27 protein-coding genes, 1 tRNA gene and 1 pseudogene are annotated in these 26047 nt (G+C 35.8%); 7 read left to right on the forward strand and 22 right to left on the reverse strand.

Annotated elements, in window-relative coordinates:
- Positions 1-93 precede the first annotated feature (93 nt).
- The gene (locus LIT25_18615) at positions 94-1932 is read right to left on the reverse strand and encodes an ATP-dependent helicase (GenBank protein ID USK32595.1); all 1839 of its coding nucleotides are present in this window, start codon (positions 1930-1932) and stop codon (positions 94-96) included.
- Between the two features lie 5 nt (positions 1933-1937).
- A complete protein-coding gene (locus LIT25_18620; GenBank protein USK32596.1) occupies positions 1938-3992 on the reverse strand; it encodes an AAA family ATPase in 2055 nt (684 codons plus the stop codon).
- A 662-nt stretch (positions 3993-4654) separates the two neighbouring features.
- On the opposite strand from LIT25_18620, the gene LIT25_18625 reads away from it, so the two are divergent.
- Positions 4655-4831, forward strand: coding sequence for a hypothetical protein (locus tag LIT25_18625; protein USK32597.1), 177 nt, complete (start codon positions 4655-4657; stop codon positions 4829-4831).
- Here LIT25_18625 and LIT25_18630 read toward each other — a convergent pair.
- The 3 genes from LIT25_18630 to LIT25_18640 all read right to left on the reverse strand — a co-directional run bounded on the left by LIT25_18630 (position 4781) and on the right by LIT25_18640 (position 5981).
- The gene (locus LIT25_18630) at positions 4781-4933 is read right to left on the reverse strand and encodes a hypothetical protein (GenBank protein USK36329.1); all 153 of its coding nucleotides are present in this window, start codon (positions 4931-4933) and stop codon (positions 4781-4783) included. The genes LIT25_18625 and LIT25_18630 overlap by 51 nt on opposite strands.
- A 158-nt stretch (positions 4934-5091) precedes the next feature.
- The gene (locus LIT25_18635; protein ID USK32598.1) at positions 5092-5835 is read right to left on the reverse strand and encodes a PIN domain-containing protein; all 744 of its coding nucleotides are present in this window, start codon (positions 5833-5835) and stop codon (positions 5092-5094) included.
- Positions 5832-5981: a hypothetical protein gene (locus tag LIT25_18640; protein USK32599.1), complete on the reverse strand. Its 150-nt coding sequence runs from the start codon at positions 5979-5981 to the stop codon at positions 5832-5834. The genes LIT25_18635 and LIT25_18640 overlap by 4 nt, the downstream gene beginning before the upstream one ends.
- Positions 5982-6243: 262 nt before the next feature.
- Here LIT25_18640 and LIT25_18645 point away from each other — a divergent pair, with 262 nt between their 5' ends.
- Positions 6244-6669, forward strand: a complete 426-nt coding sequence (locus LIT25_18645; GenBank protein ID USK32600.1) for a hypothetical protein — start codon at positions 6244-6246, stop codon at positions 6667-6669.
- 70 nt (positions 6670-6739) lie between these two features.
- On the forward strand, positions 6740-7027 hold the full coding sequence (locus LIT25_18650) for a hypothetical protein (GenBank protein ID USK32601.1): 288 nt from the start codon (positions 6740-6742) through the stop codon (positions 7025-7027).
- Positions 7028-7527: 500 nt separating this feature from the next.
- Here the strand turns inward: LIT25_18650 and LIT25_18655 are convergent.
- Positions 7528-8331 (reverse strand): annotated as a pseudogene (locus tag LIT25_18655) (GspE/PulE family protein).
- 196 nt (positions 8332-8527) lie between these two features.
- On the opposite strand from LIT25_18655, the gene LIT25_18660 reads away from it, so the two are divergent.
- Positions 8528-8599, forward strand: a tRNA-Gln gene (locus LIT25_18660).
- Positions 8600-9069: 470 nt separating this feature from the next.
- Here the strand turns inward: LIT25_18660 and LIT25_18665 are convergent.
- Positions 9070-9444: a Spx/MgsR family RNA polymerase-binding regulatory protein gene (locus tag LIT25_18665; GenBank protein ID USK32602.1), complete on the reverse strand. Its 375-nt coding sequence runs from the start codon at positions 9442-9444 to the stop codon at positions 9070-9072.
- Positions 9445-9714: 270 nt separating this feature from the next.
- Between LIT25_18665 and LIT25_18670 the strand changes: the two genes are divergently transcribed.
- Positions 9715-9960: a DUF2626 domain-containing protein gene (locus LIT25_18670; GenBank protein USK32603.1), complete on the forward strand. Its 246-nt coding sequence runs from the start codon at positions 9715-9717 to the stop codon at positions 9958-9960.
- Positions 9961-10002: 42 nt separating this feature from the next.
- Here the strand turns inward: LIT25_18670 and LIT25_18675 are convergent, their stop codons facing one another.
- Positions 10003-11094, reverse strand: a complete 1092-nt coding sequence (locus tag LIT25_18675; GenBank protein ID USK32604.1) for an SAM-dependent methyltransferase — start codon at positions 11092-11094, stop codon at positions 10003-10005.
- Complete coding sequence (locus tag LIT25_18680) at positions 11084-11716, reverse strand: MBL fold metallo-hydrolase (protein USK32605.1); 633 nt, start codon at positions 11714-11716, stop codon at positions 11084-11086. Before LIT25_18680 ends, LIT25_18675 begins: the two co-directional genes overlap by 11 nt.
- A gap of 83 nt (positions 11717-11799) precedes the next feature.
- Between LIT25_18680 and LIT25_18685 the strand changes: the two genes are divergently transcribed.
- Together LIT25_18685 and LIT25_18690 are read left to right on the forward strand one after the other, a co-directional pair.
- Positions 11800-12264, forward strand: a complete 465-nt coding sequence (locus tag LIT25_18685) for a hypothetical protein (protein ID USK32606.1) — start codon at positions 11800-11802, stop codon at positions 12262-12264.
- An 84-nt stretch (positions 12265-12348) separates the two neighbouring features.
- The gene (locus LIT25_18690) at positions 12349-12522 is read left to right on the forward strand and encodes a DUF2759 domain-containing protein (protein ID USK32607.1); all 174 of its coding nucleotides are present in this window, start codon (positions 12349-12351) and stop codon (positions 12520-12522) included.
- A gap of 226 nt (positions 12523-12748) precedes the next feature.
- Here LIT25_18690 and LIT25_18695 read toward each other — a convergent pair whose 3' ends face one another.
- From LIT25_18695 to LIT25_18755, 13 genes are all read right to left on the reverse strand, one after another.
- A complete protein-coding gene (locus tag LIT25_18695; GenBank protein ID USK32608.1) occupies positions 12749-13063 on the reverse strand; it encodes an MTH1187 family thiamine-binding protein in 315 nt (104 codons plus the stop codon).
- A gap of 27 nt (positions 13064-13090) precedes the next feature.
- On the reverse strand, positions 13091-14200 hold the full coding sequence (locus tag LIT25_18700) for a hypothetical protein (GenBank protein ID USK32609.1): 1110 nt from the start codon (positions 14198-14200) through the stop codon (positions 13091-13093).
- Between the two features lie 61 nt (positions 14201-14261).
- Complete coding sequence (locus LIT25_18705) at positions 14262-15401, reverse strand: M14 family metallocarboxypeptidase (GenBank protein USK32610.1); 1140 nt, start codon at positions 15399-15401, stop codon at positions 14262-14264.
- Positions 15402-15531: 130 nt separating this feature from the next.
- Positions 15532-17424, reverse strand: coding sequence for an LTA synthase family protein (locus LIT25_18710; protein USK32611.1), 1893 nt, complete (start codon positions 17422-17424; stop codon positions 15532-15534).
- A gap of 329 nt (positions 17425-17753) precedes the next feature.
- Positions 17754-18722 carry an ROK family glucokinase gene (locus tag LIT25_18715; protein USK32612.1) on the reverse strand — a complete coding sequence of 323 codons (969 nt, stop codon included), beginning with the start codon at positions 18720-18722 and terminating at the stop codon, positions 17754-17756.
- A gap of 67 nt (positions 18723-18789) precedes the next feature.
- The gene (locus tag LIT25_18720; protein USK32613.1) at positions 18790-18990 is read right to left on the reverse strand and encodes a YqgQ family protein; all 201 of its coding nucleotides are present in this window, start codon (positions 18988-18990) and stop codon (positions 18790-18792) included.
- Between the two features lie 167 nt (positions 18991-19157).
- Positions 19158-20324 (reverse strand): rhomboid family intramembrane serine protease, encoded by a 1167-nt coding sequence (locus tag LIT25_18725; GenBank protein USK32614.1) that lies wholly within the window; start codon positions 20322-20324, stop codon positions 19158-19160.
- 107 nt (positions 20325-20431) lie between these two features.
- The gene (locus LIT25_18730; protein ID USK32615.1) at positions 20432-20608 is read right to left on the reverse strand and encodes a hypothetical protein; all 177 of its coding nucleotides are present in this window, start codon (positions 20606-20608) and stop codon (positions 20432-20434) included.
- Between the two features lie 58 nt (positions 20609-20666).
- The gene (locus tag LIT25_18735; GenBank protein ID USK32616.1) at positions 20667-21437 is read right to left on the reverse strand and encodes a DUF92 domain-containing protein; all 771 of its coding nucleotides are present in this window, start codon (positions 21435-21437) and stop codon (positions 20667-20669) included.
- Positions 21430-21996, reverse strand: coding sequence for a 5-formyltetrahydrofolate cyclo-ligase (locus LIT25_18740; protein USK32617.1), 567 nt, complete (start codon positions 21994-21996; stop codon positions 21430-21432). Before LIT25_18740 ends, LIT25_18735 begins: the two co-directional genes overlap by 8 nt.
- A gap of 68 nt (positions 21997-22064) precedes the next feature.
- Positions 22065-22214, reverse strand: a complete 150-nt coding sequence (gene rpmG / locus LIT25_18745) for a 50S ribosomal protein L33 (protein USK32618.1) — start codon at positions 22212-22214, stop codon at positions 22065-22067.
- Between the two features lie 118 nt (positions 22215-22332).
- Positions 22333-23382: an NDP-sugar synthase gene (locus LIT25_18750; GenBank protein ID USK32619.1), complete on the reverse strand. Its 1050-nt coding sequence runs from the start codon at positions 23380-23382 to the stop codon at positions 22333-22335.
- A gap of 13 nt (positions 23383-23395) precedes the next feature.
- Entirely contained in the window at positions 23396-26038 is a 2643-nt protein-coding gene (locus LIT25_18755) for a DUF1957 domain-containing protein (GenBank protein USK32620.1), read from the reverse strand.
- Positions 26039-26047: the final 9 nt, after the last annotated feature.

Here is a 26047-nt window from a genome sequence, read left to right on the forward strand (position 1 = left end):
TAAAAACGAATAATAAAAAGCAAGGGTTCTAGTATTCCTTGCTTTCTTGCTTTGTTCTCTATGATTTATCATTCGTATTTAATTCAGCTTTATCTAGAAATATAATTCTTTTACTACCTTAGATTCGCTTAACATCTGATATAAAACAGAGATATTGTCTTTGGTGCAATAGGTCCATTCACGTTGTTCTGAAAACGTAAAATATAAATATCTTTTAGCTCTGGATAATCCTACAAAAAAAGTACAAGTATCTTCTTGTTCTTGTTTTGTAAAATTCCAAAAAGCTTTATCATCAAATCCCACAAAAAATATTGCCTCGAATTCTAAACCTTTGCTTTTGTGAATAGTCATAATTGGAATTGAATCTTTTCCCTCAAAAACATCGATGGCCAATAACCAATCCTTGGTTTCTTGAAAATATTGGTATAGATACTTTTCCATGTCCTCTCTCAATTTGTTAATATATGTACCTTGAGAATATTGAGGATAATATTTTCTTATTTTATTTAAATCATAAAAATTAAAAATTTCTATAAATAACATTCTTAATTCATCGACACCTGTTATTGAAATCAAATTTCTTTTTATTATCGCTAAAAATTGTTTTACTTCTTTCCTCAATTTATCAAAAGTATATTCGTTTTTTGTTCCATGCATTCCTTCGAAAATAATTTTAGAATCCCATATTGATAGCCACGAATCACTATTACTAGTATCTAAAGCAGATTTTAATGTATTTATAATAAGTCTTACTACGTCTTCTTTTAATAAGTCTTGAAAAATAGTTTCATCTCTAGCATTAATATTTATTGTTTTTAATTCTTCAACAATTGATTTTGCATACTTATCAACAGTTTGTTTTACTATTATACAAATCTCATTAGTAACAACGTTATAATTTTGAATCAGTTCAGCAATTTTTGAAGTTATCATTTTAGATTCCTTTGTAGAATCTGAAAAATACCATATTTCTGCTACGCCATCATTTTCTGACCATTTCGGATTAGGAATTGGAGTAAAGGGTTTCTCCTGTAAATAATTATTTACGATCTTTTGTATTTCTAACAATCTAGGTGCCGACCTGTGATTCATTTCCAAAGAATATATTTTGGCTTTAAAATCTTGTTGATAACACTCAAAAACATCCTTTTTCGCACCAGCCCAAACCATTATTCTTTGTCTATTGTCCCCTACTGCTGTAATAGAAGTATTAGTATTAAAAAAACAAGCCTTTACTAACTCATATTGTAAATCTGTAGTATCTTGAAACTCATCTAAAAATACATGACTATAAGTTTCTTTTAATGACATTAAAAGAAATGGATTAGTTTCTAAAATATAGATTGCTAAAAGAGTAATCATTGGAAAACTCAAAGTAGCTTTATCATTTTCATCACCTTTTAATAAAAGCTGCCATACATTTTCAATTAAAGGATCTTTTTCAATTGGTAATTTTGCACTTATTAAACGATTAAAATAGTCTTTTTTTAAATCTTTCTCATAAAGATAAACATTAAATTTAGCAAATGCTTTTACAATCATATTTTGTTGCTTATCAACTATTTCATAATCAGGATTAGGCCTATATTTCTCTGGCAGTACATTTAAAAATCTATCTAGTATACTTTTAGCAAATGAATCAAATGTTTGAGATGTAAATCTATTTTCCAGTTTATTTGATATCCTTAAATTAACGCGTTTTTTCAAATTAGATGCTGCATCTTTTTTAAAGCTAATTGCCAAAATTTTCTTAGGATTAGTACAGCTGTTTGTTTCTAATAAACAACATGCTTTTTGGGCAAGCAATTCTGTTTTTCCTGCACCTGGCCCTGCAACTATCAATGAGTTTTTTAAATCCTTTACTGCATTTATAGCCTCATCTTCTAAAATAAGCCCATCATTTGGCTGCCATTCCTTTAGAGAAATCGCCATTCCCTTCATTCCTTTGTATTGATAATTTTTTGTGCTTTCTCTGATAATCTTTGGATTACTGCTGGCATATCTCTCTTTAATGTTTCATCTTCAATATAATTCAATGCTTGTAAATGAGTTATAGGTTTCCCTCTCGTTAAGAAGAAATAATTATACCAAATCATTAATTCTTTCTGTGTATCACTAAATGTTTCCCCACTACCTCCATGCTCTTTAAGTGTCTTTTTAACACTGTCCTCAATACGGTCGGTATAAACTTTTAGTTTCTTTTCTTCATCAGTAAGTCTATGAATTCGCTTCTGCTTTTCTTTCTCTCTTACTTTGATTAGCGGTCCTTCTCCATCACTCAGTGTCATCAAATAGTTTTCTAAGAATTGTTCGATCATAACAAAATCAATATCAAGAGGATTAGAAAAATATATATTATAACCTTCAAGATCACTTATCCATCCTTCTAAAAGTTTAATATCCCCTTTTGAATTCAATTCCCAAGTATGCATTTGTTCAAGTAAGCTATTCTGTAGAATACTTCCATCTTCTAATTTTAGAAGTTCTTCTTTATCTACTCCATTTTCAATTAACTGTAGTAGAGTATATTTTATCCTTCCCCAACCACCTCCATCACGTTCTCTGTCTAAATCTAATAGCGTGATAAAAGGAATATCTAATTGGTTTAAAAGCTTCCAAAAGTGATTTACATGTCTTCCACCTAAAGGAACAACTGAAATGCCTGCAAAATCTAATTCGTCTGTATATAATCGCAAAAATTTTGGTAGAAGAATTTCTTCACTATCACCTTCACCTAAAATTACAAGTGAGGAAAAATATAGTTCTGGATAAGCTTTCACCGCTTCCTTAACATATTTATATGCTACATCTTTTTTGTTCGGTAAAGTGATTTCTTTAACAAGTGTAGTACTAGTTTCTCTATCAATTCTCAAATGTCTAATTTCAGTTGGCTCTATTCTTTTAATTATAGAGGGATTATGAGAAGTAATTAATATTTGAGCATTGTTATGATTTTTTATACTTTTAAGGTTTTTAATTACTTTACCTAACAAATGCGGACTAACGTGATTTTCTGGTTCTTCTACTAAAACTAATGTTAAAGCGGGAGGGTCAACGTTTAAAATTCTCTTTTCTTCTACGACTTCACTTTTTATTTCAATTATTGCTTCATTTTCTAGTTCCAAGAGCGAGTCAATTAAGGTTAAATAAAATAGGGACTTTAAGCCATCTCCTAATTCATTTACTTTAAATGCTTTTTCAGTATGAGATGGAGTAAACTCTACATCTAATTTTTTTAGAATCATATCTAAATCATTACTACCAAATTTAATATTTGCTTCTTTATATCTAGAATCATTGTGATAATTTTTCCATTGAGATGAGATAATCCTTTTTATCATCATAATTCCTGGTTGTTTTGCAACTTCATCATCTAACTCTTCAATTTTTTCTTTAATAGTTTCTTCTTCTGTTTCTTTCCAATTGATTTGTTTTAAAATTCTCCATAAAATTGTACCAGTTGCATTTTTCAATTGTTCTATAGGATTTCTTACTGCAGGTATGTAGATAACTTTTATTTTTGACCTGTCTTGAGCAGACAATGGTTTAAGATTGTTGCTTCCATCTCCATTGTCCTTTGTTACATAGTAGAATTTATAATCTATAATTCCTTCGGGATCATTTCCTTTTTCCCAACTTGCTTCTAAACGCATAGCAATAAAAGGTTTGCCACCTTCTTCATTCACTACAAAATTTTCAAAGTACATCGGAATTGCATAACTATCTGCACTCTCATCTTTCTTAAAAAATTCAAATTGTACTTCGATAGATAAATTATTTTTTTCTATCTCTTCAGGTGACTGATTAAAAGGAACATGAAAATCAGTTTTATTTATTTTACTGCCCGCAAACAGTTTTTGAAGTGCACTAAGAATTACTGTTTTACCAGCACTATTATGGCCTATAAAGGCTGTTAAGTCTGTTATATTGATAGTTGTAGATTTTGGACCAAAACTACGATAATTTTTCAATATCAATTTTGTTAATTTCATAAAATCACCTTTTGTAATTATTTTATTAAACAAGCACGACGTCCACATCAAGTTCTTCATCCTTCTTAGGTCGTACCACTGTATTCGTGCTAAACAATCCTTGCGTGTTGTGATCTACAAATTTATCTTCTAATTTTTACATCTTCCTTGTTCCCTAGCTGCTTACTGCACTATTAATGGTATTGATTCTGGTAGCTTTCAATGAGATATTCGCAACAAAAGTTATAAAATGATAATTTAATTTCAAATTTATCCCCCAGTTAATAGAAGAATTTCCATATATGTCTATTATACTATTATTTTAAAAAAATAAATATATAGACTTGTTTTATACATATATTTATTAAATATAGTGTTGTTTTGCAATGTGCTGCATCCTGCTTGCATCTCATTAAAAACTGCAAAAAAAGATTTCCTTAGCGACTAAACAAAGTATTCATTTGGATAATCAAACTATCCCGAGCAGTACTAACTTTCGTGCCGCTGAACAGATTGATTGCAATCAACCAATTTATCCTCTTTCATTTATTGAATGTAAATGTCTTTTCCCGTGAACCTTATACCTATTTAAATACTTTTAGTTATTGTCAGCTAACTACAATGTATATATCGGCAAGAGCAAGGGAGTAGGCTGGAAAGTGGAAGCTACCTTAAAAAGGAGGATGAGACAACGCAAACATGCTGCACTAACAATGAAATCCCATTTATACTTTGCAAAAGCCATTCGAAAATACGGATGGGAAAAGTTTGTTTGGGAGGTTATTGATATAGGAACTTCAAATGAGGATCTAATCGAAAAAGAAAAACATTGGGTTCGTTGTTTCAATCCTACCCATTAAACTTTTACTGAGGCTTCTTCGGTGTTCCTCGGACAACTTAACTCCCTTATGTGCGTCACTTAATTTCTTTTTAAGTTCATCTGAAAAGGTATAGCCACCTATTCCTTCCCCGCCCTCTGTGAGGTTAAAGTCGATTTTTTTGTTGTTGGATTGTATGCGAGTTGAACCGTGATTCTTGCTAGTTGGAGAAGGGTTTTTGCAAATTGAATTATTCGATTTAATCTAACAAAAAAAAGATCCTCTTCTAGCGATGAGGATCTTTAAATATAACGTTTGGATATGTGAAGAATTGTGGTCTCTTCTAAATGTTCTTCGTTGTAAAAGTTATGTATGAAATCCCCATCTAAAGTAGCAAAATAATCCGCTTTATATTGTTTGGCTAAAGCTAAATGAAGCGAATCTTTAATTTCTAATTGCAGCTCGTTCATAAACTCTTGTGCAAAATAAAACGTCTGTTCATCCGAAGCAACATGTTTAAATTGAATGTTGAACAATTCTCCTAAGTTCGAACATAGTAAATTGAATCGTTCAACCGCCATTTCATAATAATAACTTAAAGAATCCCTGTCAGCATATCTTTCCTTGTATGCTTTGATGATTTCTTTAACAGGTATAAATACATCTTGAGCGGTTCTCATCCTATTTAATTGAGGAGGACTTACGAGTTCCATGAGTTTTTTTGCAACAAAGGGGTTGTTTCCGAGCAGTTCTTCCTCATTTTCATTTAGATGACGATTTAGTTTAAATTTACGAAAAGCAGTGTAAATCACATTATATATATTTCCTAGGTACAAATGATGAATGACTTCGGATACAACATGGTTACTGATCACTAAGCTATCAATGTCTTCCTTTTCCAATTTTTGCAGGACTCTTTCTACCAATTCCCCTTCTTCACTGGATTGGTCTAGAAAAGCCAATAAAAAACAAGCATCAATATAAAAAGATGCCTGCGGGAAAGACCCACTTTCAAATTCCGCAATTTGTATGACATTCGGTCTCATTGCTGTCCTCTTTTATATAGACTAAGTAAAGAATGACCAGGTGCCGTTTGAATGGCGAGCATCTTTCTAAGTTCAGAAATGGATTGAGGTTTTTTATTGGTTAATTCCGCTTTTTTTGCTGGAGTAGAAATTTGTAGCGTTGACATATCAATCACTCCAAATGAGATATTTTCCTTATTATACCTGCAACTGGGATTCTTGTCCATATTATTCACCTCAATAATAATGATTTTATACATTATATGGTTAAAATTTAATAAGATAACTCCTTTTTACTATCTTCCCTCCGATTCGACTTCTACAAACATATAAAACCTCTAGCAGCTGATCGTGTTTGATCTTAAAAATACGTTTAAAAGGTTATTTTTAAATTTCCTTTAAAACAATGAAAGTTAAAGGAGGATGAATATGGATTTTTCTAAGATCGAATATGTACCAACTGAATTCCAGTTAACGATAATAAAATGCTTAAAAAGGATTGAAATAAACAAATTGAAATTTGAAAATTTGATTTTAATCAATGAAGAATTGTTTGCGAATGTTTTTGATGTAGTAATCAAAAAATTTGATTTCTCTTATACGTACAAAAAGATGGAATTTACAATCTCAATATATGTATATGTATACCCTAATGAGGCGGAATTGAACTATATGATTACTTTGAATGATGGCCGCTTTTCTTCTAAATTTTTTGATTTAATTACCGACGCTCTATCGAAGCAATTAATTTCTATAAGTAAATACCTCCTAGAGGTTTTGGTGAAATGTTCGGGTGTTGATAAAAACAAATTCAAACTTGGGAAAAAAATTAGTGATTTGGAATCAACAGATTAAAAACCTCTATTTGAATTAAACCTCATTTGATAAACTTATCTTGTAGTAAATACAAGATAAGGAGTACAAAATGATCATACTTCAGGAAATCGGTGCAATTACAGATAAAGATGATACCCCCATTGGTAGAATAGTTTCAGTTCATGTCTTAATAAATAACACTAAGTATCTGGTTGAAATTAAGAAAGATAGTAGTGGAAAGTGGATTCTAAATTGCATAAGTCATTTTCAAGAACAAAGTTTGAAATGTCCTTGTAGCAGTAATGATTATATATGTGATTTATTCGATGATAAAGAAGAAGAGTATATATTTTCACAAGTTTATGATATGAATAAAGTAAGGCTCCAAGGTTATTAATTTGCATTATTGTTTATTACTTATTTAAAGTAGCATTTTAGGCAACTTTTTAAGGGCGAGAGAACTTATCGGCCTTCATTTTGTCTCCTTCTTATATTGGAGACTTAAAATTCCGCCTTCTTTATCTCAAATAGATTTATCTAATTGATAATATTGATTGTATTTCACTAATGGATTAAATAACGATAAAAGAAATAATACATTTCAATAATATCTTTAAATGTTCCCGAGTCTTTGGGATTTTCATAAGAACAGTCAGCGTGAAGAACAACATTTTCCTTGGTTAAATGTACTAAGTCTTGATACTCAAAATGCTTTCTGCATTCTGGACATCTTATTTCCAATGTGAGTACCTCCAAATCAATAATTTTACAACCTAACTCTGTCTCAAGGTTTATGAAAGCTGGTATTACTATATCAAGGTTTCTAGCGTGTGCCTATCTCATCCTGTGTGAAACTTTCTCAAGGTATCTGACTGAATCTCAAGATGTGTGACGGATTACAGCTATAAACGTCTGTTCAATTTCTGAAAGACTGACATCAAATTCAAGCATTCTGTAAATTGCTCCCTTTGCATCTCTAGTATGCATAGTTGATAACACCAAGTGTCCTGTCAGCGCTGCTCTTATGGCAATTTGAGCAGTTTCCCTATCCCTGATTTCACCCACCATTATGATGTCCGGATCATGCCTTAGAATGGCTTTTAAACCAACAGCATAAGTAATTCCAGCCTTTTCATTTACCTGTACTTGCAGGACTTCAGAGCTTTTCGTTTCTACAGGATCTTCAAGGGTAATAATGCTGCGGTTAAAATGTTTTTTCGCATAATGAATCAATGAATATAAGGTGGTCGTTTTTCCTGAGCCGGTCGGACCGGTAAATACCATCAGACCATGAGAGTGGTTAATAAAGGAGAGAAGTTTATTTGCTGATTGAGGAAACAGAGAGAGATGCGCAAGTGACGGAATGACTTCGTTTGGAAGTATGCGGATAACAAGACTTTCTTCGAAGATTGTTGGCAGGGAAGACAAGCGAAGCTGAACATCAATTGTTTCATTTGAAAGGGCTAAAGCTCCATTTTGCGGCCTTCTTCTTTCTCCGATATCCATTGATGCCAAAAATTTAAAGTGCGCGATAATCCGTTCACATACTTCTTTTCTTATGGTGCGCTTTTCAATGAGGTCATCATCTATACGATATTGAATGACCGCATCCCGTTCTCTCGGGACAAAATGAATATCTGATGCATTTAATGAACACGCTTCTTCCACAATTCTTTCACTTAGTAGTTCGATTGAGTTCATGACATCCTCCTTTCGATCAGTTATAAACAGCGTACTTGATTTTCTTTCAAAACGCACATCCTTAAAATGAAGTTTTATCATCCATTTTAACTGCTTTTCCGCCTGAAAATTTCATTATCTTTTATAGAAAATATAAAATTACAGACCGAACTGCATAATTTTTCATGTTCTGTCAATAATGTATAGAGATTTTCATTGGGCTATAGCCAAGCGGTAAGGCAACGGACTTTGACTCCGTCATGCGCTGGTTCGAATCCAGCTAGCCCAGTTCATAAATACAAAAGACCTGCGAAAATTCGCAGGTTTTTCTATGCTTCTCTTTTTGCATAATAAATGTATGGTTTGCGCTTGGATTTGAGTAAGGAAGGTTTCATATAATATACCCGGTAACCGCTGTTTAAGATCTCATGATCAATGTATTTAAGTTTGTTTTTTTAGCGAATTCCTTTGATGCTTTCTCAATGCTATCTCACCTGAAATATTGGACTTGAATAATCAGTTGTTACGTTTCGATTGCCAATGCCCTCTAAAAAGAATTGAATTTCTGTCATTTTTGCTTCACCTTTTCGTTCTTTATAATGAACCATTTCTATTCACTATACAAAGAAAATGGCGGAAAGAAAATTTCTAAAAATGGGTGATTTTCTCATATATATCACATTTACTTAGTATTTCTGAAGATTACTCTATTTTTCTTAGAATTATGTTCCCTTTTAAAAATAAATTGTTCTTAATAAATTATGAAACGGATTTATGAATTTCCTTTTTCTTTGCAAGTTTTGTAAGTGACTGGGGATTATAACCTACAACAAGCTTTTTTCCGTCTGTTATAATCGGTCTTCTTAAAAGCTTCGTTTCTTCAATGATTATTACATCTGATAACGGTAGATCATCTATCTTTAAATTTAAGTCTTTATACGTTTGGCTGCGGGTTGCTAAGATCTCATCCATACCATCTGTTGTCAGCTCAAGAATTTTCTGAAGTTCTGTACAAGAAGGAGTTTCACGAAACAAATGCTTTTCACTGAAATTAATGTTATGAGCTTTTAGCCAAAGCTTCGTTTTTCTGCATGATGTACAGCTTGGATAACTATAAAAAATTAACTCATTCATTGTTCTTCATCTCCCATTCTTGTAAAAGGTTTGTTTAAAAATAACTTACAGATCCCAGCAATTCTTAATATCAAATTTCATTGTACAGTATTTGTTTAACTTTTGTACAGAAATAACCTCTCTATAAACAATCATTTTATTTTAAAAAGTTTACACTTTGTTACATAAATGGCACTTCTAGAATGTAAACGCTATTTACAATGGTATTGGACGTACATTATAATTAAAAAAGTGATGGACTTAGGGACTAAACAAAGGAGGGATTGACATATGGATCGCATGTTCCGAGTATTAGGCTTTTGGACTGGCATCTTTGCTGTCATGTTTTATTTGGGAGATATGAAAACGACTTCATTATTATTCTTCGGACAGACTGGATTTTTCGTGCTTTTATCTTATTTAAAATTATCTGAACGCATGTATATTTACATTTTTGGAGCATATTTAACTGTTTTCTTCGTTGGCTTTACATATTGGACGACGTTTATGATGGTGCCTGGACAGGGCGGGCATTAATTAATAAAAAAGGGTGAGCTGCCACTGGCAGCTCACCCTTTTTTAATAGATATCTTTTCCTTGAAGGTTTGTTCCCTTTTCATGTATAAATACTCGAAAAGAAGAACTCATCCCCTCAGGCATAATTAAACTTCGAATCGCTCTATTTTGTTTCGCCGCTTCCCCAAAGGGATTGAGTTCTCCATTTTCTTTAAGATAAGAAAGGATTCCTGCATTCACTAAAAAAAGATCCTGTCTCTCTCTTTTCAGCAAACTCCAGCCAAACTCCTCTGCTCTTTTTTCCAGTGCATCGAAGTGGATGTGCGCAGTCAGGTCCATTTCAAATGGGCGTTCCAGCGGAGTCATCATTTTATGCCGGAAGTATCCCCGCATGCTCCCTTCAAATCTTGCAGGATGCTGCCATTCTTTATTGGAATATCCATAGTCAATTGTAACAATGACTGCCTGCTCAGCTAAGGCATTTATCTCATCTAAATATTCGAGCATCGCTAGTGGAATCTCAAAGCGCTGTCCTTCGCTGAGCTGGATATTCTGCCAATCTAAGTAATTTCTTATTTTATCATTTTTTAAGGGTTCAAGCTTTTCAACAAGTCCACTTTCTTGATTAACAGAAATATACACTTCAAACAATTGGTTATGTCTTTTTTCAATGACTTCCACAGGAAAGGCATCAAACAATTCATTTGAAAATAGAATGCCTCTGTATGGCTTTGGAAGCTCGTATATGGACGAAACAGATGTATAGCGATGCAGCTTAATGCCGCTTAATTGAAGTTCTCTGTGATATCCGCTTTTTTCAGCGGAATAGACATTCAGTATTTTAAATGTTTCAGGAGATAACTCCTGCCATTCATGGAGCATGGCTGATAGAAATCTTCCAGTTCCTCCACCCAATTCACAAAAGGCAGGCTCAGCAGCTCCGCTTTTAACCAGCCGTGAAAACAGTTTGGCAAATACTTTTGCAAAGACATCAGAAACATTGCTTGAAGTATAGAAGTCCCCATCTTTGCCGATTTTCTGTTCACGCTTTGAATAATACCCGATTTCCGGATGATAAAGGACAAGATTCATATATTCTGAGTAGGTAATGGCTCCGCCTTGTTTATGTATATAATCAATAACATTAGAAACCATTTAAATATGGATTGCTTTCCATTTCAGTTTCTATTGTCGTCTCTTGTCCATGTCCAGGCAGAACAATTGTCTCCTCCGGCAAAGTAAGCAGCTTTTGATGAATGCTTTTTATTAACTGCCCATGGTCACCCTGCGGCAAATCTGTTCTGCCGATGCTGCCTGCGAATAAAGCATCCCCTGAGACAACAAAGCCGCTTTCCTTAAAATAATAAGAAATGCTGCCTGGTGAATGTCCAGGTGTTTCGTATATCTGACACGAAAAAGAGCCAACTGAGAGCATATCTTCCTGGTCAATTAAGTGATCTGCATCACGCGCAGAAATGGACTGTGACATAAAAGCTATCGAACCGTTCATCGCCGGATTTGCAAGCCATTTCTTTTCTTGACGGTGAATGTATACAGGTATTTTAAATTGATCGCGTACATCATCGACTGCGCCGATATGATCAAAGTGTGCATGTGTCAGCAGAATAGCGATTGGTTTTAAACCTCTTTTTTTAATATGATGAATTAACTTTCCGCCTTCACTGCCAGGATCAATGACAAGACATTCTTTCATAGAATTCGCAATTAGATAACAATTTGTTTGGAGAGGTCCTAAAGGCATCTGCTCCCATTTCATATGAACACCCCGATTGCATGTTTTTTCTTTCTATTCTACACTAAACTTATCATGAACTAAATGATATGGGAGTGAAATGTGGGTTGAAAGTGTATTATGGAATCGAATGGTACTCAGACGCAGATGTTAAAGACATCATGACCGATTATGAATACTGTGATAAAGATAACAGTATACTGATAACAGATTGTTTCAAGCAGGCAAGCCTTTTAAAAAAGATCTTTATCACCAAAAAGATCTTTAAGGACATGCACCGATTAATCCTTTTGCAACCAACAGAGCTATATGGCTCTTATACCGACTACGGAATCATTGCAGATTCAGGGAATCACTACCTATTCAAGGAGATAGTTTGTCATTTTCAGCTCAAGTCAACTGATTCCACGCAGATGAAGATGTGTATGCTGCAGCTCGAGGAACATTTACTCGCTGTCAGTGATAAAACATTTTATGCGGACAGGAACGACTCCGAGCTTGTTCGAAAAATTGCTGAATCATATGATGTTACTGTTGAAATCGACCTCGACAAAAAGAATGAAAACGTTTAAAATATTAAAAGGAATATTTTGTTTTTCATTCTCAGTTTACATTACGACTTAAAAAAAGACTTACATACGTCAGGGGGCTTCAAAATGGGATTAGTTATTATATTCACTCTAGTTACATTACTGTCTGTATACGGACTTTACCGCTCGTTTAAAGGCAAAAACGTACTTGGCATTGTCTTTGCCGGAGGTACTCTTGCAGTATTTGGATGGTTCACTGTTATGACAATCATCCATCATGGATTTCCTACTGCGCATTAATAAGAAAAGCGCAAGCGCCTTCTTCCAGCTCCGTAAGGCAGATAAGCAGCCAGAAAGGTTCGGATTTGACTTTTTTGGCTGATCCGTTCTGTCTGGAGTGTGTCGCTTCCGCTTGCCATGAATGCTCCAAACCTTATACTCCTATAACCTGAAATAGCAAAAAGCGGCGAGGGTCTGTCTGCGTAAGCAGAAATAGACCAGCCGCTTTTTCTTTTGTTGGAACTAACTATGATCTTGAGTGAAGATTTACACTGTTCAATTTGCTTTCCATCGTTGAAGCTTTATCTCTGCGGTCATCGATGCGGATATTTGTGGCCACACGTTTAATCCCCTTCTCAAACGGTGATTCATGAATGGTTTTAATCACGTCAAGCAAGGTTGATAATTCACCCTCAATAATTGTATTCATTGGAGTCAGCTGAAATTTAATTTTCCCCTCGCGTTCATATTCTTTTAGAATGGATTGAATTGCCGCTACATATTCACTTACACTTGCTGTTTCGGTCCCTATCGGAATAATGGTTACGTCTGCAATTGCCATATATTTTTACCGCCTTTTAAGATGTTTTCACTTTACAATACCTTTAATTTCGGAGTCTTTCAAGTTAATCACATTTTCTAAATAGGATCCATATAAGGCAAGTTCCCCATTTGGAGACAGTTTAATTTCGCTGTTTTCAATATTTGCTAAAACGACTTCCGTTTTTTTGCTTTTAGGATCGAAAGCTGTTAAATCGAATTTATTTTCCACGGTTCCAGGAACAAAGGTATAGAATAGACCGCTTCTGCTGGAATAATCAAATTCAGGTACAAGCCATTCCGAGTATAGAGGCAGCAGTTCCACATCAAAAGAACAAATGATATCCTCATAATTTCCATTATAAAAAGTATAAGAACCTATTGATTCTTCTTCATTCTCAATCTGAACAGCAAATGAATAATCTTTAAAAGTCGCGTAAGAAATGATATGTTCTTCAATCAAAACATCTTTCTTACTTACTAATGAATGCTTATATAAAGGAGCTGTTAATTGCGGTTCGGCTTCATCCCATTTTAGATACGTTACTTCCTCATCAGACAGCCACTGTATAAATGGAATTTCCACAGGATTTTTATCTAATGAAAAATCACTCATATTCAATATGAAGGTTTGAAACGTCCAGTTTTCATCAAAAGAGGTCAAAAACAATCGTTCCCCTGCCGGACTCCATGAAAAAGTAAGCTCGGAAGAAGGAATTGTCCGTTTCGTTTTCACATTTCCCATTGGATCAATAATCGTAATTTCTGCTTCAAAGCTTGATGGACTGGCGTGAACAAGAATTAAATTTTTTTCAGGATTCAATTCGAGCTGCACGATAGAAGCTGACGATTCAAAGAGTTTTTCTTTTTCTCCTGTAAAGAGATTGTATTTATAAGCCGTAGATTTTTCCGCATTTTCGCTTAAGTAAAGAATATGCTGGTTATCAAGCCAGCCTTCAATTGAAAAGAAATTCTCATCCGATAATGGAATAAGGTTTTTTGCCTCAAGAAAATCAACAGATATATATCGTTCTTCTGTTCCTGGCTTTCTTATCTCTGCAAGTTCAGAAACACCATGATGTTGATGAGATTGCTGCGAACAGCCAGTGAATAATATTGCCGTTATGATTGCTATTAGTGTTACTCTGAATCTCATCAACGAATGCTCCCCTCTACTGTCTCACATCTTGTATTACGTTTTATTCAATTAAATTGTTTCATCATTTTAAAGAATATAATGAAGCCCAGAAAATCCCTCTGCTCTTCTCATATATCTCATCAAATTGATTTAGCGGCAGCGGATTGACACCAATGCCAAGTTCTATGGTGAAACCGCATTTTTTCTTTTCATAAATAAACCAATCCCGGAAACCCCCATGACTGTCTAAATTCTTTATAGCTTTATACCCGCTGAGGCGGCTGTATTCAGTCACAATGGACAATGATTCCTCCGGTTCACAGTTCATGTATCCCCAATAGATCTCCTCTCCCTGGGTATGTACAGCCACTATAAGGTCAAATCCACGAGCATCAGCAAGCTTTGCCATTGCAATAGATTCCGGTTCAGTTAGAGGAGCATCTCCAGGGTAATCTCTCGAGGCAGGAAATTTAGGGATTTTTCTTTCCTTTTCTATTTCCCAGAATGCAGGATACTGATTATTCAGATCTACTCCATTAATATTGGCTTTCCATTGCTCAAAATCTAAACTGTTGTTATTAATAAACATAACGGACTGGTAATGGGAATGGTCAGGCGGCAGTCCATTTATCACCAGCTGGACCCCATCAGGATTAACCATTGGAACAAAAGATAAAGTCGTATTTTGATACAGATCCATCGCAGCATGCCCTTCAAATGTACCCCCATCTACTACTGCTTCCAAATACTCATGAAGCCAGCACATTAATACGGATGTTGTAATCCACTCATTAGCATGAAATGATCCATTCATATGAACCTTTTTTGTGCCGGTTCCAATCAGAAGTTCAAAAATAGGAAGACCGAGTACACTTTGTCCGATCGACCGCTTCTCTATAAACGGAAAGGATTCCGTTACTTTTTCCAGATCTTCAAGAAGGACATTGTAATCATATGCCCGTTTTTTTTGGATAAACTCGGATGATTTTGGCAGACAGTCATTACTCTCATAAAAGTCTATTATATTCCTAACTGGGGCCTTATTGGAAGTGGACGATATGTGACAATTCAATTTTTCAGTATAAGGGATATTGAATGTCTCACCAGACTTTATGAACGTTGATTTCAAATGAGGATTTGAATCATAAAGCAGCTGCTCATGAACGTTCAATATACTTGAGAGCTCCTTTAGATTTGTGTTTTTTCCTGCTCTGACTTTCATTCAGATTCCTCCCTGATGTTTGGTTATTATTAGCATATGATTCAACTTCCCTATTCTTGTTAAACGCTTTAAAACAGTCTGAAAGACTGACAAAAAAAGCTTTAGCCTAAAGGCCAAAGCTTTTGATCATTTATTTATTTGATTCATTCTCATCTTTTCCATTTTTCATTTCATCATAGAAGCGCAATAAATCTCCATAGATGATTTTATCTGAGTAATTTAATTCCTGCTTTGCTTTTTCCATATACGGCTCACAAGCTTTTTTATCTTCAGCCGGTTCACCGGTTGATTTATCGTAGCATGTTCCACTCGTATATACGAATTTGTCTGTAATGAAGCTTCCATCACGCAGAACGGTAAAAGGCAATTTGTCTTTTGAGAATAAATCTTTGCCAAATTCAATTTCATCTTTCGTCTCGATGCCTAATAAATGCATAAGAGTTGGACGAATGTCTATTTGACCTGAGACATCTGAAATTGTTTCAGGATTTTTATCTGTTACACCTGGAATATGAACGACAAACGGAACCCTCTGCAGCTGAATTTCATCAAAAGGCGTGACTTCTTTGCCTAAAAATTGACCCATTGCAGCATTATGGTTTTCTGAAATTCCGTAGTGATCACCGTATAAAACAATTATTGAGTTCTCATATAAGCCTTCATCTTTAAGCTTTTGAATGAAGTTTTTCAAAGCTTCGTCCTGATAACGGACAGTCGGGAAGTAGTTATTCAATGTTTTGCTATTTGAATTAAATTCATCTATCATTTTGTCTTCTTCATTCAGTTCGAATGGGAAGTGATTTGTGAGTGTAATATGCTTGCTGTAAAATGGCTGCGGCAATTCTTTCATATGATCAACAGATTGTTCAAAGAACTCCTTGTCTTTAAGTCCCCAGCCGACAGAATTTTCTTCGTTTACTTCGTAATCATTCACATCAAAGAATCTGTCATATCCTAAAGCCTGATACATGATATCACGATTCCAGAAGCTTTTATTGTTTGCATGAAATACAGTCGAGTAGTAGCCTTTATCTTTCAATAATTCCGGAGTAGCTACATATTCGTTATTGCTGTTTGTGAAAAATACAGCACCGCGTCCAAGAGGATAAAGCGAGTTATCAACGATAAACTCTGAATCCGATGTTTTCCCCTGGCCTGTCTGATGATAGAAATTATCAAAATTATAGCTTTCTCCAATAAAGTCATTAAGGAATGGTGTTATCTCTTTTCCATTAATTTTTTCATTGATGACAAAGCTCTGTGTAGATTCTAATGAAACCATAATCACATTTCGGCCTTCAGCAATGCCGAACATTTCATCATTTGGCTCTTTTTTATTAGCTTTTACATAGTTCTCAATTTCAGTAAGACTGTTGCTGTCAGCGAGTGCACGCTGAGCAGATGTTTTCGACTGCAGAACTGCGTCGTAAATATGGAAGTTATAAACACTGATATTTTTAACAAGCATTTCTCTATCGAAAGATCGTGTTAAAAGCTGCGGACGCTCTGTTTCAGCAAGTCCAAGGTTGAAGAAAAATACACCAGCCACTAAAAGATAGAAAGCTGTTTTTTCTTTTCTTGTCACAGTTGCCTGAGTTTGAAATCTTGGACGCCTCATAAGCCAAAAAAGAATGACAATATCAACCAAAAGCAATAAATCAATTGGTTCAAAGAGTGAAGAAATACTGCTTCCAAGATCACCCATATTACTGGTCTGGAATAAAACAGGAATGGTTAAGAAATCATTAAAGAATCGGTAGAAAACAATATTGGCAATAAGGACAGCTGTTACAACGATGCTTGCCCCCAAAATGTACCTGTTTCGATTCTTCTCTTTCATAAACAGTCCAAAACCAAAAATGAACAGCAGAAAGCTTAATGGGTTTATGAACAGGATAAATTCCTGTGTGAAGTTTTCAATTTTAATGTCAAAGCTAGTTTTGTAGACAATGTATGTTTTCACCCACATAAACAATGTCGCAATTAGTAAAAATGAAATTTTAGAAAGTGATTTAATACGCATTTCATAACCTCCTCATACGTTAGAACCTGCGTAACGATTATCTTCCACTTATACATTTTCCATAAATTAGGCTGATTTGAAACAACTAAATCATATCTTAATACTTCTTTAACAAAAAATCAATCGTTTTTAACATTACCCATACAATAGGATGATAGAATAATAATGTTCAGCTTATTCGTTTTACCCTATAGTTAGACGTATAAAACCTAAAAAAGTTTCAAATTCACCAAAATAAAAATTATTCAGAATATTCCGCAATAAAGGAGCCTTATCTCACAAAGAAAGGCTCCTTCATATTATGACTTATTATATTATTTATATGTGCATCAAACTGTTGAAAGGTTTGTTTTTACAAGCCAAGCACCGCCGATGACTCCGGCATCATTGCCTAAAGAAGCAATTGAAATGGAAGCTCCCTCTGCAACGCGGGGAAATGCAAAACGCTTAAAATATTTTTCTGTATTTTTTCTTAAATGTTCGCCCGCTTTTGAAACACCGCCGCCAATGACAATCTTCTCCGGGTTTAAACCGTTGGATAAATTGGCAAGAGCAAGACCCAATTGTTTTGTAATATACTCAACAACCTCTGAAGCAACTAAATCGCCTTGTTCAGATGCTTCAAAAACATCTCTTGACGAAATACTTCCATTTTCCTCATATAATTTTCTTAGAGTACTAGGTGAATCGCTCTCATTCAGCTTTTCTACAGCAAGCCTTACAATTCCGGTTGCAGAAGCAATTGTTTCAAGGCATCCTTCTTTGCCGCAATTACAAGGGGCTCCTCCCTCTACTACAGAAGTTATATGGCCGATCTCACCGCCAGCTCCATTCACACCATGCACGACAATGCCATTTGAAATGATGCCTCCGCCTACTCCTGTACCTAAAGTGACACATATAACATCTTTCGCTCCGTCGCCGGCACCTTTCCACATTTCTCCGATAGCAGCAATATTTGCATCATTGTCGATTACAGCTTTTAAACCTGTTTCGATTTCAAGATGATGCTTTAGCGGGTAGTTCTTCCAGCCTAAGTTTACTGTTTCATAAACAAGGCCTGTCTCTAAATTCACAGGACCGGGAGCTCCCATGCCAATTCCGGCAAGTTTTGATTTCGTTTGTCCGAGCTCTGCAAGTTTAGCATCGATTGCTTTTGCAATATCTGTTGTTATCGTTTTCCCGCTTTTATCTGTCGGTATTTCCCATTTTTCGATCATTTCCCCATAATGGCTGATAAACGCCATCTTAATTGTTGTTCCGCCTAAGTCAATTCCTACTAGCCATTTATCTATCATTGTCTCTGCCATCCTTTGTTTATATTCTTCTAAGAAACCGTTTGCACAATTCATTGAAAGGTTTGCTTTAATTTTTCTTCCTCACGCGCTGGCCCTCTTGTCTTAAAAGCAGCACAGCCATCTGATAATCCTGAACTTCGATAAGATTTGATTCAAACAACTGTCTGACTTCCATTTCCATCAGTTCTAAATCAGCTGAACGGTCTCCAATGTATATGATTGTTCCATACTTTTTTAAAAGCTGCTGAATATCATAGATTGTTTTCACTTTCCCACCTACTCATTTGAAGCTTAATCTAACTACATTAAAGTATAAAGGAATGTTGAAGTGCGTCAAGAGAATTATCAGCAAAAAAGGAAATATCCGTACTGATCGAGAAATTGGGAGGTTTAATAAAGTGAAAAAGAGCAGTTTCCTGCCCTCCTGAAGCTTTTTTAGAATACCTTTGCATAATAGACTCCATAAAAGTATGCAAAAACTACAAACAGAATGGACAGTAAAGCTCCAATCAGCCTCAGTCCCCATTTGTGCTGTTTTGGCAGCTGAACAATCAGCGCAGCTAAAAAACCCCCAAACAAGCCTCCAAGATGACCTGCATTATCAATATTCGGCACAGCAAATCCAAAAAGAAGATTAAGCACAATAATGAAAATTAAATTTGAGCCAATCGTTCTGAAAAACAGCTTTGGTTTGCTAATTCCTAAATAAAGCAATGCACCGAAACATCCAAAGATGGCTCCTGAAGCTCCTGCAGATATGGAAGGACTCAGAGCAAAGCTTGCAAGCGTACCTGCTGCACCTGCAAATAAGTAAATGACTAAAAATTTAACAGAACCGTACATTTTCTCAACGGCGCTGCCGATGTAAATTAATGCCAGTGTGTTCATCAAGAGATGAAGCATGCCAATGTGAAGAAAAATCGGCGTAAAGAAACGCCACCACTCACCGCTAATAATAGAGGGGTTGTATTTAGCTCCAAACTGAATTAAGGTTTGTGTGTTTTGACTTCCGCCTGCTGCTTCTAAAAGCATAAACATAAAGATTTGGACCGCAGTAAACGTGTAGGTGAAGATTGGTTTTCCAAAATTGAAAATTTGCTTTTCTTCTTTTATTCTGCGATTTGAGTGAGAAATTGCTTCACTTTTTAAAATGGTAGTGTTAATTGTATCTGATGTTTTAGCAGTTAGGCTGACTCCAAGCAGCTTTTCAAGGTAAAAGAGGATCTCCTCTTCATTATCTTTATGAACGACAACTGATTTTAAAGTGGTTTGTCCCTCATGATAAGGTTTTTCAATTCGAAACTCCCAATGATCTACCGGCGGATACGCAGAAATATACACATTTAATAATTGTATGGGATGCTTCCAGGACTGTTTGCGAATGCGGTCTATGTGCATCGCTGTTCTTTCAATATCCTGCTGCAGCTGACTTCCCCAATCAAGGTCCTTTCTAATAAAGCGAACAATTTGAAACTCTTTATTGTTATATGGACCAAGCAAGACTTCCTGCTCATCATCTGATAAACGGATCAACTGATAATCATGCATCGTGACAACATCATGGATTAACTTCCAGAAAAGCTCATCCTGCTTAATTCCCATATTCTTCTCTCCGAACTTTTTATCAATAGTATATCAACTTAAATGAATGTTGTTAAAGTATTGTGCTTTTCAAATAAAAAAACACCTGTTTACTAAACAGGTGAGCGTTAACGAAAAGCACGAAACATAAATTTTTCCCTGATAAATGGAATTCTCATGGACAGCTGGATAAAAAAGTGGCGAATTTGCGGCTGACTGAGCACAACGTTCATCAGACGGTAACGATACTGGTAAAAAGCAAGCACTCCGAGCACCATAAGAAGTATAGAATTTAACTTTCGCATCTTCATCCCTCCTAGTAATACTTTTTGCCGGGATCCCCTTTTTTATCCGTATTTTCTTTCAGTATATAAGGAACGCTAACAAAGCAGCCGCAAGAATGGCTGAAAAATTAACTGCATCATTGTTTAAAAATCCTTTTATTTTATTGCCCTGTTTCTGACAATGCAAGTATCGTTCTGTTTTTTTCCCGCAGGCAGGACATTGATATTGCACCTGAATCGAAGCACCGAGCACCGTATCTATCAAATTGCCCATGAATCCAAGCATAATGATAAGCAGTAAATCCACAGCTTGAATCGAAAAAACCAAATAAGCTGAAATTCCTATCAGCCATGCACCGGAAAATGCTGATGCAGTTCCAAGAGAACTTACTGCTCCTGATGTTCCTTTCCTTACCTGCTTCAAAGTGAAAATCATTCTTGGCATTTTTTTGCTGAGCGTTCCTATTTCAGATGCCCATGTATCCGCGTTTGCTGCAGCGATAGAAGCGCTGTAAACCATGAAACTCCCGTCAAATGGCATAAAAGCATTTACAATGCTGATGAATGCAGAAACACCTCCATTTGCCAACACTTGAATGGCGTCTCTCTGATCCCCTTTTACAAGTAAATCGTCTATACTCTTTTTTTGATCACGCTTAAACTTGCTCCAAAAACTTGAGCTTCCAAAGAAAATCCCGAGTAAAATCAATCCCGGATAGCCGAAGCCTGCAAAAATAGAAATACCAATAAAGCATGCAGCAACAGTTCCGCTAATGGTTAATGACTTCATCTTCAGCCCTGCAAATGAAATCAGGAGAATAAAGGATATGGCAAGAAAATGATCACTCACTTGTTATAATCACCTCATTTTCCGTCAAAATTTGATGGACAGGCAGATCATGTGCTTCTGCAGGAATACATGAAACTAATTGAATTTCAAAAGCTAGTGAAACAGTTAAACCGCTGTATAGTGTCAAGTACCTGTCATAATAACCCCCGCCATAGCCAATTCTATAGCCATTTCTGTCATAGCATATTCCAGGAACTATGAGAAGATCGATTTCATCAGGGGAAACTGGATCTGTTTTTGAAACAACAGGCTCTTTTAAGCCGAAATAAACAGTTTCAAGCTGATCTGTTGATTGAAACGTCCGAAATTTCATTTTCTTTTCCCCTGGGTAGCATTTAGGAATTGCCACTCTCTTATTTTGCTTTAAGGCCTCTTGAATGATCAGGCTTGTGTCCACTTCTTTGCCATTTGAAATGGTAATGGCTATTGTCTTGCTCTGCTTCCAGAAGGATTGCTTAAAAAGTCTTTTATTTATACGTTCGCAATTCTTTTTGTATGTATCAAAGTCTAAAGATTCGAGCTTGCTTTTTACGTCATTTCTAAGTTTTGTTTTCAGCATTCCAAAAACTCTCCCTTTGCCCAGTATTTGTATGTATAAAAAAAACAGCAAGGAAAAATTCCTGCTGCTTACTTTGTTTCGCGGTGTAATGTAACCTTTTTCTCTCTAGAGCAATATTTTTTAAGCTCCATACGATCCGGGTTATTACGTTTATTCTTTTTAGAAATGTAATTACGTTCGCCGCACTCTGTGCAAGCTAATGTAAGATTAACGCGCATGTTGATTTCCCTCCAAACTAAAAAACTTATACTAAATCAGACTTAACTATAATAGCATTTTTAAAAAAGAAATTCCACATTATTTTATTTTTTTCTTCAATCTATAAAAAGAAGAGAATTAAGAATCCCTTTTCGTATACTCTCTCCAGGCATTAACCGTCTCTTCATTTATATCTGCGAGCGCTGAATGATCCTGAATCTGACAGTGGCCAATCATCCCGCCAATGCTGCAGGATTTTCCCACATAGCTATTTTCCCATAAAATCGAATGGGTAATTTCTGATTTTTCATGGATAATAGCAGACTCTGAGAGAACCGTCTGCGGACCTACTATTGCGCCTTCATGAATAATCGTATTTCTGCTTATATATATCGGTCCTTTTAATGTCACATCATCATAAATGGTCACACCATCCTCCATCCAGATGCCTTTAGCTATCTCTTTGCCCTTAGAAGGAAGACTGACTTTATGATGGAGCATGTCAAACTGTGCCTCGCGATATGTTGCAAGTGTCCCAATATCAGACCAATACCCCTCAGCTTCAAAAATACTGATTTTCTCATTATGCTTTAAGATTGCAGGAAACACATCTTTACTGAAGTCATAATGAGTAAAATCTTCGAGATAGGTAAATATCTTTGGGTCCAGAATATAAATCCCCGTATTAATTGAATGTTTAGTAAGGTCGCTCCAGTTTGGCTTTTCGAACATCTTATCCATTCTTTTATCTGAAGACAAAAGCACTCCATACTCGATCGGCAAATCCAGCGGTTTTGTAAAGATAGTCGCTGCTGCAAGCTGGTCCTCATGATGCTGTATTCCTGCACTCAAATCAAAATCCGTCAGAATATCTCCGCTTATAACAAGAAATGATTCCGTCAGCATTTGCTCTGCCAGTTTTACACTTCCTGCTGTACCGAGAGGCATTCCGTCTTCACTGTAAGTAATAGTGACACCCCATTTTGAACCGTCGCCAAAATGGGAACGGATGGAAGACGACAGATAATGAACAGTCATAATAATATCAGTTATTCCATGTCTTTTTAATAACTCAATGCTATATTCCATGACAGGCTTGTTTAATATAGGGACCATTGGTTTTGGACAGTGATTTGTAAGAGGTCTAAGCCTGCAGCCTTCTCCGCCTGCGAGGATCACAGCTTTCACATTTTTCAGCTCCTTATCTTTTATGATAAAGCACTTCATACTCTTGAATAACTTTTTTCACGATATGTTCATAGGCAAAACGGCTCAAAATTTCTTTATATCCCTGTTGGGCCAGACGGTCTGCCCGCTCTTTATGTTGGAGTGCCTCTAGGATTGCTGATGCCAAAGCTTTTGAATTTCCTCGCTCAAATAGGAGGCCATTTTCATTGTGCTTGATAATCTCTTTTAACCCGCCGGTATTTGCAGCAATTGTCAGTTTTTTTGCCGCCATGCTCTCCAGTGCAACAATTCCAAATGGTTCATAATAGCTCGGAATAATAGTCATCTCACAGTGCGTAAGGAGTATATGTATAAGGTCTTCATCTATAAAACCAAGGAATGTTACATTTTCATGAACGTTCAATTCTTTCGCTTTTTTTTCATATTCGTTGCGATGCGGTCCATCTCCTGCTATAACAATGTGGATTTTAGGAAAACGCTTCAAAATACCCGGTATAGCGGATAACAGCACATCAAAACCTTTTTCTGCGACAAGTCTTCCCATCGAGAAAAGATAAGGCTGCCCAGTCAATGATATATCATTGCGCTTTGGTGAATTTTTATCATACATATTAGTTTTTAAAAGATTTATTCCATTAGGGATTACAGTTAGTTTTTCAGAAGGTATGTGAAATTGCTCCGTGACCTCTTTCAACATATAGTCACTGCATATAATCACTTGATCTGCAGCTTGCACCAGCAGGCTTTCTTCCCTTTGTATGTACTTTTGCAGCTGGGTCATGATCCCGCCGTTCCTTCCCATTTCTGTCGCATGAATCGTGGCAATCAGCGGCACTTTAAACAGCTTTTGTATAGATCTTCCCGCCCCTGCTGTCAGCCAATCATGAACATGCACTAAATCATATTTGATGTGACTATTCTTTATTAGAAATTGAACAAATGCACGATTGTAATTTATTACCCACTCAGAGAGCGACTGATGCTTTTGCTGAATAGACTGAATCCGGTATATATGAAGGTTTGGAACTGGATTCTCATACAATGGGAGTTCTTCATCTGAAGCTATTGTAAGAAGCGCAACTTCATAATTTTGTCCAGCAAGTGCATTTGTCAGCTCATCCACATGTCTTCCAAGCCCCCCAACAAGATTTGGGGGGTACTCTGTAGACACCATCAGTATTCTTGGCCTGACAGCAAACTCTTGTAACTCAGATGTGTTTCTTTTCAATGGAAGAAATGTAAATAAATCTGGTTCCGGGTTATAGTTTTCTAATTCTTCATCCGATCGTTCGCTCAGTTCGTAATAATGATTTAGGTGCTTTTGAATACGATAATGTCCATAATCAGCAGAAGTGCCGTTTCCAATCATGAATGTCCAGTCGCTGCTTGCGGCAAGCATCCATTCCTTAATAAGATACCATTTTTTCCTTGTATTCATTTCCCGGGAATTTACAGACTGGCTGTATAACTGCTTCTCGATTAAATGAAAGTGCTGAAAGTATTCCGCTGTTTTTTCATTCAGCCAAATATCACCGTACCCATTTCTTCCCCATGTAGAAAAACCTAAGCCGACATGGCGGCTGACCTTATTTTTATTTTTCAGCCAATCAGAAGGGAGAACAAACGGGTTTTCCTTTTTTAACAGCTCAGAAAGAAAGGCCGGACCCTCAAACCACCAATGGCCGAATAACTCAAAATCAAATGGAAGCACGATAAGCTCAGTTGCAGAACACAGCCTCTCCAAAAAATTATGAGCATCATTTTCAGCTTGTTCAAATGCGATTTCATCATTATAAATCGTTTTATCTTCCGTCTTTCCAGTTATGCTCCAAAGTTTCAGTCCGGTATTGATTCTTGTCTTTTTAAGAAATGCAAACTCTTTAATATCTTCCCAATTTCTTGTCAGCCCGACATCCCGGTAATATTCCCGATATACATGATGTGCAGGGTATCCACTATGCTTATCCCATACAGCATTAGCTTTTTCACTGTTCCGTTTAAAAATTGTGAGGCCTTTATAGTTCAAAACAGGGCCATTTATTTCAGGAGAATCAGCAAACGTGTATTTAATTCCTTGTTGAATGAGAATCTGCGCGGTTTGATCATTTATCGCCATTTCTGGAAGCCAAAACCCTTTTGGAGCTGTTCCGAAATGGTGTTCAAACACTTTCATTCCCGTTTCCACTTGCATTTTCATGCCTTCATCCGTGCAATGAAACGGGAGAATTGCATGCGTTGCACATGTAGTGATAACCTCAATTTTTCTTCTTTTGAATAGATCAATATATCCTTTTAAAATATTGCCCTTAAATTCTTCAAAGGTTTGGATGATCTTATTGTAATGAGAAAGATAAAAATGTAATACTGATTGCTCCTCATTAGTTGCCCTGCTGAATTCTGATCTGATTAACAAAATCATCTTGTCCAGGTGACAACGGTATTTTTCCTGGGTCTTCTTATCGGTCAGCATTTCCATAAGAGTAGGGGAAAAAGAGATTGTTATGGACGGATTGTCCACACCGTTTAAACTCCAAAGCATTGGAATATACGATTCTGAGAGAGCTTCAAAAAGCCAGAGCTGTTCATATTCTGTATTTGTATAGTCAGTTATGAAAGGCAAGTGGGCATGAAGGATGATCATGCTGTTTTTCACCATGTGCTAATT

This window comes from Bacillus sp. F19, from assembly GCA_023823795.1.
Lineage (GTDB): Bacteria > Bacillota > Bacilli > Bacillales > Bacillaceae > Bacillus_P.